This is a genomic window from Flavobacterium hankyongi (assembly GCF_036840915.1).
In the GTDB taxonomy this organism is placed as follows: domain Bacteria; phylum Bacteroidota; class Bacteroidia; order Flavobacteriales; family Flavobacteriaceae; genus Flavobacterium; species Flavobacterium hankyongi.
This window is the reverse complement of sequence record NZ_CP085725.1, coordinates 2318854-2335554: the sequence shown is the minus strand read 5'-3', so window position 1 is coordinate 2335554 and position 16701 is coordinate 2318854. Positions and strand designations below refer to the sequence as shown.

The following is a 16701-nucleotide window of genomic DNA, read 5'->3' as shown; positions in this document are numbered from 1 at the left end:
AAAAAGTCCCAATTTGGGACTTTTTGTTTATACTTGAATTGTTTTCCATTTTCCTTTTCTGTATAAAAATATACTGGCCAAAGTGATAGCTGTCTCAGCAATTGGGATTGCCATAAAAACTCCTGTGGGTCCCATTTTTAGATATTTTGCCAAGAAATAAGCTAAAGGGATTTGGAAGAGCCAAAATCCGAAAAAATTAACCTTTGTAGGAGTCCAGGTATCTCCAGCTCCATTAAAAGTATTAATTAGGACCATTCCAATTCCATAGAATATATATCCTAGACTCATAATTTGTAAAGCTAATACAGCTATCTCGTGGACAGTTTTATCATTCGTAAAAAAAGAAATAATAATATTTCCAAAGAGCAAACAAAAAATCATAATGCTTGCCATAAAAATCACATTGTATTTTGCAGTTGTAAATACTGATTTTTCGGCACGTTCTACTTGATTTGCGCCTAGATTTTGACCAACTAATGTTGCTGCAGCATTGCTTAAACCCCATGCGGGAAGTATAAAAAACATCATTATTCGTAAGGCTGTTTGATACCCTGCTGAGCCATGATCACCTCCTGTTGTAGCTACCAATTGTGCTAAGAAAATCCAACTACATGAAGCAATAACAAATTGTAATACTCCAGGAGCAGCAATTTTTACTAAGGCATTAATTTGTTCCCAATCTGGGATGAATTGTCCTAGTTTTACTTTTAAAATTCCGTTACCTCCAAATAAATGATAAAATTGGTACAAGACACCTATGGTTCTTCCAATGGTTGTAGCCATGGCAGCTCCTATTAATCCAAATGCAGGAATTGGACCTAATCCATTAATTAAAATTGGACATAGAATAATGTTGCAACCATTGGCAATCCATAAGCTTCGCATTGCAATTGATGCATTACCTGCGCCTCTAAATATTCCGTTTATTAGAAATAAAAGCATGATGCTTATGCTTCCTCCCATCATTATTTGAGTAAAACGGAATCCATAATCAGCTGCTTTTTGGGACGCGCCCATTAGTAAAAGGATTTCTTTTGCGTAAATAACGCCGAAAAGGCTTATGATTGTGTTTATAGCAAAAGCAATTACAATGGCTTGCATTCCTGATTTTGCTGCAGCTTCTGGATTTTTTTCTCCAATTCTTCGAGCAACTACAGCTGTGGCCGCCATACTTATTCCTATGGCTAATGAGTATATAATTGTAATTACTGATTCGGTTAAACCTACTGTTTGTATAGCATAACTACTATTTTCAAGATGTCCTACAAAATATAAGTCGACTAATGCAAAAACAGATTCCATCATCATTTCTAAAACCATTGGAATGGCTAGTAAAATGACTCCTTTTTTGATGCTTCCAGTTGTGAAATCAAATGTGTCGTCGCCTTTAATGGCGGTTTTAAGAGTTGAATATATACGTGATATTGTTGAATGTTTTATTTCTGTCATGATTAAAATAGGGTAATAATTAATACTGCCAAATAAGTGTTATTTGGTAAAGAAAAGTTATGTCTTAATTATCTCCCGATAATTATAGACTAGATAAAAACAATCATAGACATTCTTTTAATAAAAGTGAGTAGCAAATATAAATCCTTTTTGGGAAAAATATTACATCATTAGTTTTTTTGTTACTCTGCTACTGGCGATATAAGATGCAAGAAAGCCTAAGATGAATATTGTGAAGAACACAATGAAAACATTTGTAAAATTAAAGATGACAGGATAAGGAAGAGATTCTGTTATCATTACGACTTTGAAGTGTTGTTGTATAAAAACTATAATAATTCCTAGAATAATACCTATTAAGCCTCCAACGACTGTTAAAAGTGTTCCTTGAAGCAAGAATACATTTTGAATCTCTTTGATGTTCATGCCTACACTAAATAGTGTTTTAAGATTACTTTGTTTGTCAAGTATCATCATTATTATGGCGCCTGCAAGAGTAAACAATGTCATTATTATGACTAAAGTAAAAATTAAATAGATGGCAGCATTTTCAGTATTGAGCATTTTATGTAAACTGTCATTTAGTTGTGCTCTATTTTTTATGATCACATTGTTCTCACCATAAATTGATAAAAGTCGATCAACTATTTTCTTTTCATTTGCGAGAGAATCTAAATTAATTTCAATTGCATTGACTTGATTTTTTTTGTATTCTAGTAACTCTTGTGCTAGTTGTAAATCTGCAAAAACATATTTAGAATCTAATTCATCATTGATAGCATATATTCCAACTGGAATAAGATTTGATTTATTAAAAGCGGTCTCTGCACTAGTGATAGCTCCTTTTCCTGGTCGAGGTACATAAATTTCAAAAGCATTGTTCATGTCGAATAGTCCCATCGAAAGTTTTTGGGAAATTCCGTTGCCAACCACCACTTGAGGAGTTTTTGGTGCAAGCCATTGGCCTTGGTACAACTTTTTTTGAATATTGTTTACTAAGTTGTATTGATTGTCAACTCCTTTTATAAAAGCTACTTGTTCTTTGCCTTTGTATAAAAACAGTACTTTTTCTTCTATAACTTGACTGTAGAATTTAATTCCTTTTGTGGCCTTAGTTTTTAGTCGTTGTTCTTCAGTTATGTTTAATATTTTTCCATATTTAGGTATAATTTTTAAATCTGGATCAGAATCGTTACTAAACGACAAACTAAAATCTTTTAAACCGCTAAAAACAGAAAGTACAACAAATAAACACATGGCTCCAACAACAATACCCAACGAAGCAATACGAGTAATAATATTTATGGCATTGTTTTTACTCGATGTTCGTAAGTAACGTTTGGCTATGTAGAAGGAAAAACTCAAATTACGATTTTTTTCTTTTTTCTAATAAATCAGGGTTTTCAATCGGGTTTTCTTTTCCTGATAAAGCATTGTCAATTTTTTCGATATAATCTAAACTATCGTCAATGTAGAAAGTTAAATTTGGTACTTTTCGTAATTGCTGTTTTACTCTTTGTGCAAGGTCGTGTTTAATTAACGGTGTGTTTGATTTTATAGCTTCAAGAATTTCTTTTGCTTTATCTTGAGGGAAGATACTTAAAAAAACCTTAGCAATAGATAAATCTGTGGTAACACTTACTTTTGAAACAGAAATTACAAGATTGGTAATTCCGTTTTTACGCACTTCACCTTGTAAAATATCCACTAAATCCTTTTGCAAAACGCTCCCTATTTTTTTCTGTCTGTTTGTTTCCATGTGGCAAAAATACAATTTTTTAGTTTGATAGGAGTAAAGTAACTAAGTTACAAAGTTTTTATATTTGTTTAAAATTTAGAAATATGAGAAAAATTGAACATATTGGCATCGCCGTGAAAAATTTGAATGAATCAAATAAGTTATTTGAAAAGTTATTTGGGTCACCAGCATATAAGGAAGAAGAGGTGGAGTCAGAAGGAGTAAAGACTTCTTTTTTTATGAACGGACCCAATAAAATAGAATTATTGGAAGCAACAAATACTGAGAGTCCAATTGCAAAATTTATTGAAAAGAAAGGTGAAGGAATACATCATATTGCTTTTGATATCGAAAATATTTATACAGAAGTAGAAAGATTAAAGGATGAAGGGTTTGTGATTTTAAATGAAACTCCTAAAAAAGGTGCTGATAATAAACTAGTTGTTTTTTTACATCCAAAAACCACAAATGGAGTCTTGATAGAATTGTGTCAAGAAATAGCAGATTAATTTTGTAGAACCCAAAAAATGTACTAATATTGCAACCTCAAATAAGGAATTTCTTTATTTTTGATTGTTGAAAATATCAACTGGTCCTATAGCTCAGTTGGTTAGAGCACCTGACTCATAATCAGGTGGTCCCTGGTTCGAGCCCAGGTGGGACCACAAATATTAAACCCCGTTAAAACGGGGTTTTTGTTTATAAATAGTTAAGGAAAAGTTTCTTTTTTGATATGACGCTAATTTTTTAATTTTTAATTGGTTGTGTCATTTTTTTCTTTTAATATTGTCCAGAAATCAATTTTTCCAATTAAAACTTTTGATAAAGTTTCGTTAAATGTTTTTTTTTTATACTTTTACCAAACTATGAGAATGTTTCCAAAAAATACCTGCTTATTAGTTTTAACTACTTTTGTAAGTGGGAGTCTTTGTGCTCAATCTGCTCCGCCGCCGCCGCCGACACCAGTAGGTCCAGGTTTTCCAATTAATGAAAATTTAGTGTTTTTGGCAGTTGCAGGAATTCTTATGGCAGTTTACTTTTTTAAAGGTAAAAAATCTACAGCGAAATAAATCAAATTACTATAGATATTAAAATAAAAAAACTCCCATTTGGGAGTTTTTTTATTTTTTAGCAGATGCTTCTAAATTTCTTTCTATTGTATGGCTAGGTCTTGACCATTTTGGCTTTTCTCCTAATGATTTAAATTCTGAGTTGCAAGCTTCAACTGTTTCAGGTTGCATTTTCTTTATAAATGGTTTTTGAGGTTGTAATCCTAACATTTCAAACATTTTCATATCCTCATTTACATCAGGATTTGGAGTGGTTAAGAGTTTATCTCCTGCAAAAATTGAGTTAGCCCCAGCAAAAAAGCACATTGCTTGTCCTTCACGAGTCATGTTGGTTCTTCCTGCAGATAGTCTAACTTGGGTCTCAGGCATTACAATTCTAGTTGTTGCCACCATGCGAATCATTTCCCAAATCTCAACAGGTTTTTCGTCTTCCATTGGAGTGCCTTCAACGGCAACAAGTGCATTAATTGGCACCGATTCTGGTTGTGGATTCAAAGTTGAAAGTGCTACAAGCATTCCTGCTCTGTCTTCAATACTTTCTCCCATTCCAATAATTCCACCGCTACAAACTGTAACATTTGTTTTTCTAACATTATCGATGGTTTGTAAACGATCTTCAAAACCACGAGTAGAGATTACTTCTTTATAATATTCTTCAGATGTATCTAAATTGTGATTGTAAGCATACAATCCAGCTTCCGCCAAACGGTGTGCTTGATTTTCAGTAAGCATTCCTAATGTACAACATACTTCCATGTCAAGTTTGTTTATGGTTCTTACCATTTCTAATACTTGGTCAAATTCAGGTCCGTCTTTAACATTTCTCCATGCGGCACCCATACAAACTCTCGAAGAACCTGATGATTTGGCTCTTAGAGCCTGTGCTTTTACTTGTTGAACGCTCATTAAGTCATTTCCTTCAATATCGGTATGATACCGTGCTGCTTGTGGACAATAACCACAATCTTCTGGACAACCTCCAGTTTTTATAGAAAGTAGTGTTGAAACTTGAACCACATTTGGATCATGATGTTCTCTATGTATTGAGGCAGCTTCAAACAATAAATCCATTAAAGGTTTATTGTAGATAGCAATAATTTCTTCCTTAGTCCAGTTGTTTCTTGGGATACTCATAGTATGCTTTTTGTAATAATGGTCAAAAATACGGATTTAGATTTATTATTAAGGAATGTGTAAAAAAAAATGCCTTTGGTAATCAAAAGCATTTTTCTAAAATTTATTTATATACTTAATAATGTTTAAGAGGACGATCTTTCCAGTATTGCATTAAAGTGAATGTAATAATTATAGAAGATGCAACTCCTTCAAAAAGTAATCCTATACAGTATTGATACATTGTAGGTTCTCCACCACCAAATAAGAAGTTTTTGGAAAGATTGGCTAAGTAATCGTTGCCGCCTTTCATAGATATGTAAGCCAATAAACCAGCTACACTTAATGCGACTCCAATAAGAGATGTTAAAGATCCGGATATAATATTTTCTAAGTATTCTCTTTTTCCTTCGCGGTAATTTGATTTGATTGTTTTATTGATGAAATAGACCACAATAAAAATATTAAGAAGTCTTAATAAGAATACATCTGAAAGGCCTAACAATTCCATAAGTAAGAAATAGATGCCAATGCTGATGAAAATCAAAATGCCATTGTTTAATTCTTTTGAGATGTTCATAACTTTTAAATTTAATTAGATAATTATTAAAAGCAATCTGAAGTACACTCAAATTTAGTTAATAAAAAACTGAAAAACAAATATTTAGAAATAATAAACCTTCTTAGGTTTTATTTTTGAAGAATTCGATAGTTTTATTTTTATCTTTTTCAAGTTGTTCTTTCAAGTCTTGTAAAGAATTAAATTTTTGCTCCTCTCTAATAAAATCAAGGATATGAATGGTTATCTCCTTATTGTATAAATCTTCGTTCAGATTCAAAAAATGAACTTCAATCGATAGTGATAAATTATTTTCGTCAACAGTTGGTCTGAATCCAATATTCATCATTCCTTGATGTTGTTGGTTGTTCCATTCTCCTTTTACAATATATACGCCTGTTTTTGGGATGATTTTTTTTGGATTTTGCATCTCGATGTTGGCAGTTGGAAATTGAATGGTTCTTCCAAGTTGTTTTCCTAGAGTTACTTTTCCTGAGAAAAAGAAGTTGTAGCCAAGGTATGAATTGGCTAATGTTATTTGGCCGTTAGAAATTGCATTTCTGATTTTTGTTGAACTAATGGTGATGTCATTTAATTCTTGCGCCGAGATTTGTTCTACATCAAAATGATATTTTTTTCCAAAATAAATTAAATCGTGAATATCTGAAGATCTATTTTTTCCAAAACGATGATCATAACCAATGATTATTTTCTGAATATTAAGCTTGTCAACTAAAATATTCTTTACAAATTCTTCACCAGATAGTTCGGCAATCGATTTGAAATCTAAAATAACTAGGTTGTCCAAACCTAGTTTTTCAAGTAATAATATTTTTTCATCGGTTGTGTTTAATAAACCAATGTTTTTTTCTGACTGAAGAACCGAGCGCGGATGTTCTGAAAAAGTAATTACAGTACTTTCAAGGTTTTCGGTTTTAGAACTTTTTAATAATCTATCGATAATTTTTTTATGTCCTAAATGAACTCCATCAAAAGTTCCAATTGTGACTATGTTTCTTTTGGTTGATTTAATATCTGGGATATTAATTTGTGTTTTCACAGAAGTAATTTTGTTTATACAAAAATATAAGATTTTTATTGTTCTTGTGAAACAAAATTTAAATTCTTGTAAATAGCAATTCTAGTAAAGTTAACAAAATCATTGGTGAATGTTTGTTTTTTTGTTATTTTTGACGAACAACCAAATATTCGATTATGAAAAAACAATTACTAATTGCGCTTACCCCTATTTTACTTAGTGGCTATGCAAATGCACAGTCAAATAAGTTTTGGGCGGCAAGTTCAAAAGGGAAAAGCGATGTAGAAACGGCCAGAGGAGTGGCTAGAGCTTCATTTCCTAAAGATTTTATGCTTTTTGATTTAAATTCAGAAGCAATGCGTCAAACACTTTTTTCTGCTGTGAATAATACTTCAAAAAAATCAGTAGTTATATCATTGCCAAATGCAGAAGGTGGTATAGAGCAGTTTGAAGTATTTGAAGCGTCAAACTTTGATGCTGAATTACAAGCTCAATTTCCTGAAATTAGAGCGTTTTCTGGAAAAGGACTTACTGATAAATATGCGACTTTAAAAATCAGTATTTCTCCAGAAGGAATTCAAACTATGGTTTTCAGAGTTGGTAAAGAAAACGAATTCATGGAGCCGTATTCAGCAGACCGTAAAGTTTATGCTGTATATAAGTCACAAAGAGAAAAAGGAAAGTTAAACTGGACTTGTTCGGTGGATGACAAAAAAGCGTTTGAAGATATTTCAAACAAAATTGGTTCAGTTCAAAAATCAAGTGCTGGTCAATTAAAAACTATGCGTTTAGCACAATCTTGTACTGCAGAGTATTCAAATTATTTTGGAGCTACTTCAGCGGCTCAGGTGAATTTAGTTTTAGCTGCTTTTAATGCAACATTAACACGATGTAATGGAGTTTATGAAAAAGACTTAGGGTTGCATTTAAACTTAGTTGCAGCTAGTACTAATGTTATTTATTATAATGCTGCTACTGATCCTTATTCGGCTGCGGCTGCAGGGGCAGGGGGAGCTTGGAATGCAGAATTAGCAAACACACTCTTTTCAGTTATAGGGGATGCTAATTTTGACATTGGGCATTTGTTTGGAGCAACAGGTGGAGGCGGAAATGCAGGTTGTATAGGATGTGTTTGTAGTAATGACAGAACAACTGATGTTGACGGTGATGGAATTCTTCCAGATTTATATAAAGGATCAGGTTATACATCACCAGGAGATGGAGTGCCTCAAGGAGATAGTTTTGATATCGACTATGTAGTACACGAAGTTGGACACCAATTAGGTGCTAATCATACTTTCTCACATGGTAATGAAGGAACAGGGGTTAATATGGAGGTTGGCTCAGGTGTTACTATCATGGGATACGCTGGTATTACTTCGCAAGACGTTGCGCCACACTCTATTGATGTGTATCACGCAGCAAGTATTGCTCAAATACAAGCTAATTTAGCAGGTTTGTTATGTCCTGTTACAACAAATATTGCGGCTAACAATGCTACACCTGTTGTTAATGCAGGTGCAGATTATACAATTCCAAAGAGTACTCCGTTTATATTAACAGGATCTGCTACAGATGCAAATGCAGGTGATGCTTTAACTTACTCGTGGGAGCAATATGATAATGCATCAGGAGCTCAAACAGGGGCAAATTCTGCTGCTTCTGTAACAAAAGCAACTGGTCCTAATTTTAGATCGTTTTTACCATCGATATCACCAGTGAGATATTTTCCTCAAATGGCATCTGTTTTAAATGGTCAAACAACTACGCAAGGCGCAGAAATAGTTGTTGAGGCATTAAGCTCAGTAGCTAGAACATTGAACTTTAGATTAACTGTTAGAGATAATGTTGCTTACAGCGGTGTAGCTCCAATTAAAGTAGGTCAGACTAATTTTGATAATATGGTTGTGACTGTAGATGCAACAAGAGGTCCTTTGACGGTAACTTCACAAAACGTTGATAATCAATCATGGGTGCAAAATTCTACGCAAACTATTACTTGGGCTGTTAATAGTACTAATACAAGTGTAGGAGGTGCAAATGTCGATATTTTGTTATCAACTGATGGTGGTTTAACATACCCAATAGTATTGTTAGCAAATACACCTAATGATGGTTCCCAAACAATTACTGTTCCTAATATAACTGCTCAAAAAGCTAGAGTTATGGTAAAAGCTTCAGGAAATATTTTCTTTAATGTGAATTTAAAAGACATTGCTATTGGATATAATGTAACTACTACATGTAATACTTACTCTAATAACACTTCTGTTGCAATTCCTGATGGACTTGGAAGTTCATCTCCTATGTTAGGGGCTGCTGCTCAAAAGACCGTTAATGTACCTGTTACAGGAAATATTAGTGATGTTAATGTCACACTTGGTACAGATCATACATATATAAGTGATTTGTATATGCAATTATTTCACCCTGATAATACTGCTGTTTGGATTTGGTATGGAAGCTGTACTAGTCAAAATGGATTTAATATTACTTTTGACGATGCTGCCGCTGCTGCTCCAAGTTGTTCAGGTGGTACTACAACGTCTGGACCAACAGGAGTGACATTTAAACCTTCTGGAATGTTGTCAGATTTTAATAATAGACCTGCTAATGGTATCTGGACAATTGCAGCTGCTGATGCATGGCAAGATGATACAGGAAACTTAACGACTTTCTCGTTAAATGTTTGTACAAAAACATATACACTTTCTAACCCTGATTTTGAGTTCGAAGATTTTAATTTATATCCAAACCCTAATAAAGGTGAGTTCACAGTTAAGTTTACCTCTTCAACTGGAAGTGATATCAAAATTGTGGCTCACGATTTAAGAGGTCGTCAGGTTTATGAAAAATCATTTACAAACACAGGGGCTATAAACCAAAATGTCTCTCTTAATAATGTTGAATCTGGAATTTACTTAGTTACTATTATTGACGGAGCTAAGAAAACTGTTAAACGTGTTGTAGTAGAGTAAATTGATTAAAAAAACAATGAAAAAAGGTGGATTTTTAAAAATCCACCTTTTTTTTGTTAAAAAAAAGTGATTTAGAATAAGTAATTTATAAATTAGCATTTTAAAATGTTAACCTAAAGATTATGAAAAAACAATTACTAATTGCGCTTACCCCTATTTTACTTAGTGGCTATGCAAATGCACAGGCAAATAAGTTTTGGGAAGTGAGTTCTAAGGGTAAAGAAAATGTTGTAACTGCTAAAGGGGTTGCAAGAGAATCGTTTCCTAAAGATTTTATGCTTTTTGATTTAAATTCAGAAGCAATGCGTCAAACGCTTTTTTCTGCTGTAAATAATACTTCAAAAAAATCAGCAGTTATATCATTGCCAAATGCAGAAGGTGGTATAGAACAGTTTGAAGTATTTGAAGCATCAAACTTTGATGCTGAATTACAAGCTCAATTTCCTGAAATTAGAGCGTTTTCGGGAAAAGGACTTACTGATAAATATGCGACTTTAAAAATCAGTATTTCTCCAGAAGGAATTCAAACTATGGTTTTCAGAGTTGGTAAAGAAAACGAATTCATGGAGCCGTATTCAGCAGACCGTAAAGTTTATGCTGTATATAAGTCACAAAGAGAAAAAGGAAAGTTAAACTGGACTTGTTCGGTGGATGACAAAAAAGCGTTTGAAGATATTTCAAACAAAATTGGTTCAGTTCAAAAATCAAGTGCTGGTCAATTAAAAACTATGCGTTTAGCACAATCTTGTACTGCAGAGTATTCAAATTATTTTGGAGCTACTTCGGCGGCTCAGGTGAATTTAGTTTTAGCTGCTTTTAATGCAACATTAACACGATGTAATGGTGTTTACGAAAGAGAATTAGGTTTACATTTAAACTTAGTTGCTGCCAGTACTAATGTTATTTACTATAATGCCGCTACTGACCCTTATTCAGCTGCAGGTTCTGCAGGTTCTGGTGATGGTTTAGGAGCCGATGGAGCATGGAATGCTGAATTGCAAAATACTTTAAGTTCAGTAATTACTGAAGCAAACTATGATATTGGCCATTTATTTGGAGCTTCAGGTGGCGGAGGTAATGCTGGGTGTATTGGGTGTGTTTGTGTAGACGGTCAAAAAGGTAGTGGCTTTACTTCTCCAGCTGACGGAATGCCTCAAGGAGATAATTTTGACATTGACTATGTGGTTCATGAAGTAGGTCACCAATTAGGTGCTAGACATACTTTTACACATTCAAGAGAATCAGGTTCTACAGTTCAAGCTGAGGTAGGTTCGGGAATTACTATTATGGGATATGCAGGTATTACTTCTTATGATGTTGCTCCACACTCTTTAGATTCTTATCATGCAGTTTCATTAACTCAAATTCAAACAAACTTGGCAGGGAAAACTTGCCCAGTTACTACAAGTATTACGGCGAATAATGCAACTCCAGTTGTAAATGCAGGTGTAGACAGGACTGTTCCAAAGAGTACCCCTTTTATGTTAACAGGATCAGCTACAGATGCAAATGCAGGAGATGCATTAACTTATAGTTGGGAACAAATCGATGTGTTGACAGGGGCAGGTACTGGTTTAACTGCTGCAGGTAGTAGTGCAACTGCAACAAAAACAGGAGGGCCTAATTTTATATCATTTGCTCCAAAAACTTCACCTACAAGATATTTTCCTAGAATGGAAAGTGTTATGGCGGGTTCGGCTACCACTGGTACTTTAGGGGGTGATGCAACAATGAATTCAGAAGCGCTTCCATCAGTTGCAAGAACTTTAAATTTCAGATTAACAGTTAGAGACAATGCAGCTTACAGTAGCGTTGCTCCAGTAAAAGTTGGTCAAACTAATTTTGATGATATGGTTGTAACTGTTGATGCAACAAGAGGGCCATTAACAGTGACTTCTCAAAATACAAACGGTATTGTTTGGGCTCAAGGATCAACTCAAACTATTACTTGGGCTGTTAATAGTACTAATACAAGTGTAGGAGGTACAAATGTAGATATTTTATTATCAACAGATAACGGGGCTACATTTACGACCGTTTTGCTTGCAAACACGCCAAATGATGGTACTGAAACTATCACTGTTCCTAATGTAACGGCAGCGAACTGTAGAGTAATGGTTAAAGCTTCTGGAAATATATTCTTTAATGTAAACACAAAAAATATTGCTATTGGTAATTATGTTTATCAAACACAAAATGCTTGTAATGATTATACATTTAATTTGAATCAAGCTTTTACAGAAAGTTCAGATACTTCTTATCCTGGATTAACTTTGACAGTTAATGATTCGTTTACAATTACAGATTCTAATTTTAAAGCTAATATAACGCATCCAAATATTGGTCAAGTGAATATTTTGTTAATGGCTCCTTGGCAGGCATCATTAAATACGGCTTTATGGTATAACAATACTACTTGTACAGCTGCAAATATGGATAAATGGTTTGATACTGCTGGATCGGCTGTTAACTGTGCAAATGTAAATAATGGTGCTTTTGCATCTGCATTCACACCTTTTTCTGCTGCTAATATTAATGGTTATAATGGAAATAATAGTGCTGGAGGATGGAAACTTTACTTTAAGGATGCAGTAGTGGATTCAAACTTTGCTACAGCTAGGTTTAATACTTTTACTATTCAGTTGTGTTATTCTCAGTCAGTACCAGTTTTAAGTACTGAAAGTTTTGAATTTGAAGATTTTAGTTTATATCCAAATCCTAATAAAGGAGATTTTACAGTTAAATTTACATCTTCAACAGGAAGTGATATCAAAGTTGTAGCTCACGATTTAAGAGGTCGTAAAGTATATGAAAATTCATTTACAAATACTGGAGCAATCAATCAGTCAGTTTCTTTAAATAATGTTGAATCAGGAATCTATTTAGTTTCTATCATTGATGGAGGTAAAAAGACTGTGAAACGTGTTGTTATTGAATAATTGATTATGTATTATATAAAAAGGGAAGCTTTAGCTTCCCTTTTTTATTTTCCGTTAAAATCACTCATTGTATTTCCTAATCCTGATAAGGCAAATGATTGAATTGCTTTGACAGACATTTCTAATCGTTCAGAAAGTTTTATTTTTTCATCTTCATCCCATTCTCCTAACACATAATCAACTTGTTTTCCTTTTTTAAAATCATCGCTTATTCCAAAGCGAAACCTTGGGTAGTCGATAGTATTTAATAATTGTTGAATACTTTTTAATCCGTTGTGCCCACCATCAGAGCCTTTAGGTTTTATGCGGATAGTTCCAAAAGGTAAATTCAAATCATCTGTTATCACAAGAATGTTCTCTTTGGCTATTTTTTCTTTTTCCATCCAATATTGAACAGCTTTACCACTAAGATTCATATAAGTGTTCGGCTTAAGAAGTAATAACGTTCTTCCTTTAATTTTATATTCAGCTAATGAACCTAATTTTACAGTTTGAAAATCAAGTGATTCCTGTTTTGCCAGAAAGTCTAAAACTTTAAAACCAATATTGTGACGGGTATTGGCATACTCAGCTCCAATATTTCCTAAACCAGCTATTAAAAATTTCTTCATGTCTATTTCTGTTGCTTCTGTTTTGTTAGTAAACAGATTTTTGATCCAATTAATTATTGAGCAAAAGTAACTTAAATTTTAATCATAAAAAAAGCACCTCGATGGAGGTGCTTTTGTATAGAGTGTAAGAAAATTATTTTTTCTTTTTTGCTCCTTTTTCTGCTTTTGCAGCTTCTTGAGCAGCTTTCATTGCAGCACGAGAAATTCTTACTTGACAAACTACAGTGTTGTCTGGGTGTAAAAATTTGTACTTGTCAGATGCTAATTTAGTAATGTATAATTTATTACCCATTTCTAATCCAGAAATATCAGCATCGATATAGTCAGGTAAATTTGCAGGTAAAGCTTTAACTTTTAATTTACGTTGGTTTAAACGTAAAACACCTCCTAATAATACGCCTGGAGAAGTACCAACAACTCTAACTGGGATTTCCATAGTAACTTCTTTGTTATCAAATAACTGGTAGAAGTCAATGTGTAAGATTTTGTCAGATACTGGGTGTACTTGAATGTCTTGTAAAACAGCATTGAATGATTTACCGTTTTCTAACTCAATCACAACTGTGTGTGCGTTTGGAGTGTAAACCAAGTTTTTGAATGCTTTGTCTTCTGCTGAGAAATGCACTGGTTGATCTCCTCCGTATAACACGCAAGGAACCGCTCCAGCATTACGTAAGGCTTTAGTAGCAACTTTGCCCACGCTTTCTCTTTCTGATCCTTTAATTGTAATCGATTTCATTTTAAAAAAATATAGTTATTAAATATTTTACTTATTTATGCAACAAGCTTTTAACTTTGTGCGTAATGAGCCGGCAAATGTACAACTTATTATTAAATTGGTTGCCTTTACATTAAAAATTTTCCACTAATGGAATTGTTGTGGTGTACCATGTGCATAACCTCTGCAAATAGCGGTGCGCAACTTACCACTTTAATTTTCTTTGACTCTTTCTTTAACGGAATAGAATCGGTAACTATTAATTCACTTAATTGTGAGTTTTCAATTTTTTCATAAGCACTTCCTGATAAAATAGCGTGTGTACAGATAGCACGAACACTCAAGGCTCCTTTTTGAATCATTAAATCGGCAGCTTTTGCCAAAGTGCCTCCTGTGTCAATCATGTCGTCCACTAAAATAACATGCTTGCCTTTTACTTCACCAATCAATTCCATGGTATCAATTACGTTGGCGGCTTTTCTTTGTTTGTAGCAAATAACTACTTCCGATTCTAAGAACTTCGAATAGGCATATGCTCTTTTTGAACCTCCCATGTCAGGAGATGCGATAGTTAGATTTTCCAAACCTAAGCTTTTTACGTATGGTAAGAAGATTGTTGAAGCAAATAAATGATCCACAGGCTTTTCGAAAAACCCTTGAATTTGATCTGCATGTAAATCCATTGTCATGATGCGAGTTGCACCAGCACTTTCTAATAATTTTGCAACAAGTTTGGCTCCTATTGGTACTCTTGGCTTGTCTTTTCTGTCTTGACGGGCCCATCCAAAATAAGGAATAACAGCGGTTATATGTCTTGCAGAAGCTCTTTTAGCAGCATCTATCATTAATAACAATTCCATCAAGTTGTCTGAGCTTGGAAATGTTGAACAAACTATAAATACTCTCAATCCACGGATTGACTCTTCATATGATGGCTGAAATTCACCATCACTATATTGCGAGAACGTTACTTTTCCTAGCTCAACACCGTATTTTTCGGCTATTTTTTCGGCTAGGTAAACACTTTGTGAACAGGCAAAAATTTTTGCTTCGGGTTCTAGGTGCGACATTAATATGTTGTTTTTATTCCGCTACGCTCCATACAATTCGGCTTTTTGTTATTTAAAGCTTCATGTGTTAAGCGCCTCGGGTGTAGTTAGTTATGTGTTGTGCATTTTATTGCGGTGCAAATTTAGGAATAAAATCCAAGCCGGAAAGATATTTTTGAACTATTTTTTATGATTTCTAGAAAAAATAATTACATTTGCACCCACAATACTGAAACAATAAACAGTTTTTTGCCTGGATGAAAAACTTTAATTAATTTTTCTAAAAATTAAAATAAAAAATTCATTCAAATCCTTGCCCGGATGGCGGAATTGGTAGACGCGCACGACTCAAACTCGTGTACTTAGGTGTGTGGGTTCGATTCCCACTCCGGGTACTTTAAAAATCCTTAAATCGCTAATTAATAGCTATTTAAGGATTTTTTATTTATTTTTTTGCCGAAAAATTGCCGAAAAATATATGAGTTTTCTTTCTGTAATATTTTTGAAATCCCTTAATTTTTTAAAATATTCATTATGTGTAATAAGTTTTTCAACTAACTATAATATTAGTATAATGCTGAATTTTGGCATAAAGATAATACGATGTTAATAAAAAATATAGCATAAAATTAAACTGTATAGCTTAAAAAAGATAAAAATTAGCTAAAACAAGAAAAGGTTTTGACTCTATTCAAGTTTACTCAAATTTTACTATTAAATATTTTACTCAAGGACTTGAGAATTGAAGTATAAAATAAATCCATCTCTTTTATTAAAAAATGTATCTCGTCGATTATTTATAAAATTAGATTCGATAATAACATATGATATGATTAATAAGAGTGTTAATTAGTACTAGACTGTAAATTAATTAAAATTTTAAAAAAATGGATTAGATGAAATCTAACTAAATTCAGGTATTGTTTTGTATTAGTTTATTGCAGTATTTTCGCGCAAAAATTAATATAACAAATATCTAAATGAAAAAACTATTTTGTTTAATAACTTTTCTATTAAGTCTATTTTGTTACTCTCAACAAGATAAAATAAGTTTCACGTATGACAATGCTGGAAATCAAATAAAAAGAGAATATTGCCCAAGTTGTCCAGCTAAGACGAATAATATTGTTAAAGAAGTTTCAGAAATAGTAGAACAAGATTTACTAAAGTTCTATCCTGAAGATGAAATATCATATTATCCAAATCCTGTAAAGGAACTACTTTTCTTGAAATGGGATGTCAGCGATTCTAAAAAAGTTAGAGCAATAAATATCTATTCATTAAACGGACAATTAATAAAAGCATATAATAATCTGGAATCAAAAAATGAATTTGTAATCCAATTTCAAGAATTACCTCAAAATGTTTATAGTATCAACTTAAGCTATACAGATGGTGATAATAAATCAATTAAAATAATAAAAGAATAAACGTCCAC

At 33.1% G+C, this 16701-nt stretch carries 14 protein-coding genes and 2 tRNA genes; 7 read left to right on the top strand and 9 right to left on the bottom strand.

Annotation, left to right across the window (positions count from 1 at the left end):
* Nucleotides 1-27 precede the first annotated feature (27 nt).
* The 3 genes from LJY17_RS10760 to rbfA form a co-directional block, all read right to left on the bottom strand.
* Entirely contained in the window at nt 28-1449 is a 1422-nt protein-coding gene (locus LJY17_RS10760) for an MATE family efflux transporter (protein ID WP_264543826.1), read from the bottom strand.
* 162 nt (nt 1450-1611) lie between these two features.
* Complete coding sequence (locus LJY17_RS10755; RefSeq protein WP_264543825.1) at nt 1612-2814, bottom strand: ABC transporter permease; 1203 nt, start codon at nt 2812-2814, stop codon at nt 1612-1614.
* 1 nt (nt 2815) lies between these two features.
* A complete protein-coding gene (rbfA, locus tag LJY17_RS10750; protein WP_264543824.1) occupies nt 2816-3208 on the bottom strand; it encodes a 30S ribosome-binding factor RbfA in 393 nt (130 codons plus the stop codon).
* An 83-nt stretch (nt 3209-3291) separates the two neighbouring features.
* On the opposite strand from rbfA, the gene mce reads away from it, so the two are divergent.
* From mce to LJY17_RS10735, 3 genes are all read left to right on the top strand, one after another.
* The gene (gene mce / locus LJY17_RS10745; protein ID WP_264543823.1) at nt 3292-3696 is read left to right on the top strand and encodes a methylmalonyl-CoA epimerase; all 405 of its coding nucleotides are present in this window, start codon (nt 3292-3294) and stop codon (nt 3694-3696) included.
* 82 nt (nt 3697-3778) lie between these two features.
* A tRNA-Ile gene (locus LJY17_RS10740) sits at nt 3779-3852 on the top strand.
* Between the two features lie 201 nt (nt 3853-4053).
* Complete coding sequence (locus LJY17_RS10735; protein ID WP_264543822.1) at nt 4054-4257, top strand: hypothetical protein; 204 nt, start codon at nt 4054-4056, stop codon at nt 4255-4257.
* 51 nt (nt 4258-4308) lie between these two features.
* On the opposite strand, the gene bioB is transcribed toward LJY17_RS10735, so the two are convergent.
* The 3 genes from bioB to LJY17_RS10720 form a co-directional block, all read right to left on the bottom strand.
* Complete coding sequence (bioB, locus tag LJY17_RS10730; RefSeq protein ID WP_264543821.1) at nt 4309-5391, bottom strand: biotin synthase BioB; 1083 nt, start codon at nt 5389-5391, stop codon at nt 4309-4311.
* Between the two features lie 115 nt (nt 5392-5506).
* Complete coding sequence (locus LJY17_RS10725; RefSeq protein ID WP_264543820.1) at nt 5507-5950, bottom strand: hypothetical protein; 444 nt, start codon at nt 5948-5950, stop codon at nt 5507-5509.
* A 103-nt stretch (nt 5951-6053) separates the two neighbouring features.
* Nucleotides 6054-6989: a bifunctional riboflavin kinase/FAD synthetase gene (locus tag LJY17_RS10720; protein ID WP_264543819.1), complete on the bottom strand. Its 936-nt coding sequence runs from the start codon at nt 6987-6989 to the stop codon at nt 6054-6056.
* Between the two features lie 155 nt (nt 6990-7144).
* On the opposite strand from LJY17_RS10720, the gene LJY17_RS10715 reads away from it, so the two are divergent.
* Complete coding sequence (locus LJY17_RS10715) at nt 7145-9946, top strand: reprolysin-like metallopeptidase (protein WP_264543818.1); 2802 nt, start codon at nt 7145-7147, stop codon at nt 9944-9946.
* Between the two features lie 122 nt (nt 9947-10068).
* Nucleotides 10069-12885 (top strand): zinc-dependent metalloprotease, encoded by a 2817-nt coding sequence (locus LJY17_RS10710; protein WP_264543817.1) that lies wholly within the window; start codon nt 10069-10071, stop codon nt 12883-12885.
* 44 nt (nt 12886-12929) lie between these two features.
* Here LJY17_RS10710 and pth read toward each other — a convergent pair whose 3' ends face one another.
* From pth to LJY17_RS10695, 3 genes are all read right to left on the bottom strand, one after another.
* The gene (pth, locus tag LJY17_RS10705; RefSeq protein WP_264543816.1) at nt 12930-13496 is read right to left on the bottom strand and encodes an aminoacyl-tRNA hydrolase; all 567 of its coding nucleotides are present in this window, start codon (nt 13494-13496) and stop codon (nt 12930-12932) included.
* Between the two features lie 133 nt (nt 13497-13629).
* Nucleotides 13630-14235 carry a 50S ribosomal protein L25/general stress protein Ctc gene (locus LJY17_RS10700; protein WP_264543815.1) on the bottom strand — a complete coding sequence of 202 codons (606 nt, stop codon included), beginning with the start codon at nt 14233-14235 and terminating at the stop codon, nt 13630-13632.
* A gap of 107 nt (nt 14236-14342) precedes the next feature.
* Nucleotides 14343-15284 carry a ribose-phosphate pyrophosphokinase gene (locus LJY17_RS10695; protein ID WP_264543814.1) on the bottom strand — a complete coding sequence of 314 codons (942 nt, stop codon included), beginning with the start codon at nt 15282-15284 and terminating at the stop codon, nt 14343-14345.
* A gap of 294 nt (nt 15285-15578) precedes the next feature.
* Here LJY17_RS10695 and LJY17_RS10690 point away from each other — a divergent pair.
* Both LJY17_RS10690 and LJY17_RS10685 read left to right on the top strand, forming a co-directional pair.
* Nucleotides 15579-15658: transfer RNA gene (locus tag LJY17_RS10690), tRNA-Leu, on the top strand.
* A gap of 585 nt (nt 15659-16243) precedes the next feature.
* A complete protein-coding gene (locus LJY17_RS10685; protein WP_264543813.1) occupies nt 16244-16693 on the top strand; it encodes a T9SS type A sorting domain-containing protein in 450 nt (149 codons plus the stop codon).
* Nucleotides 16694-16701: the final 8 nt, after the last annotated feature.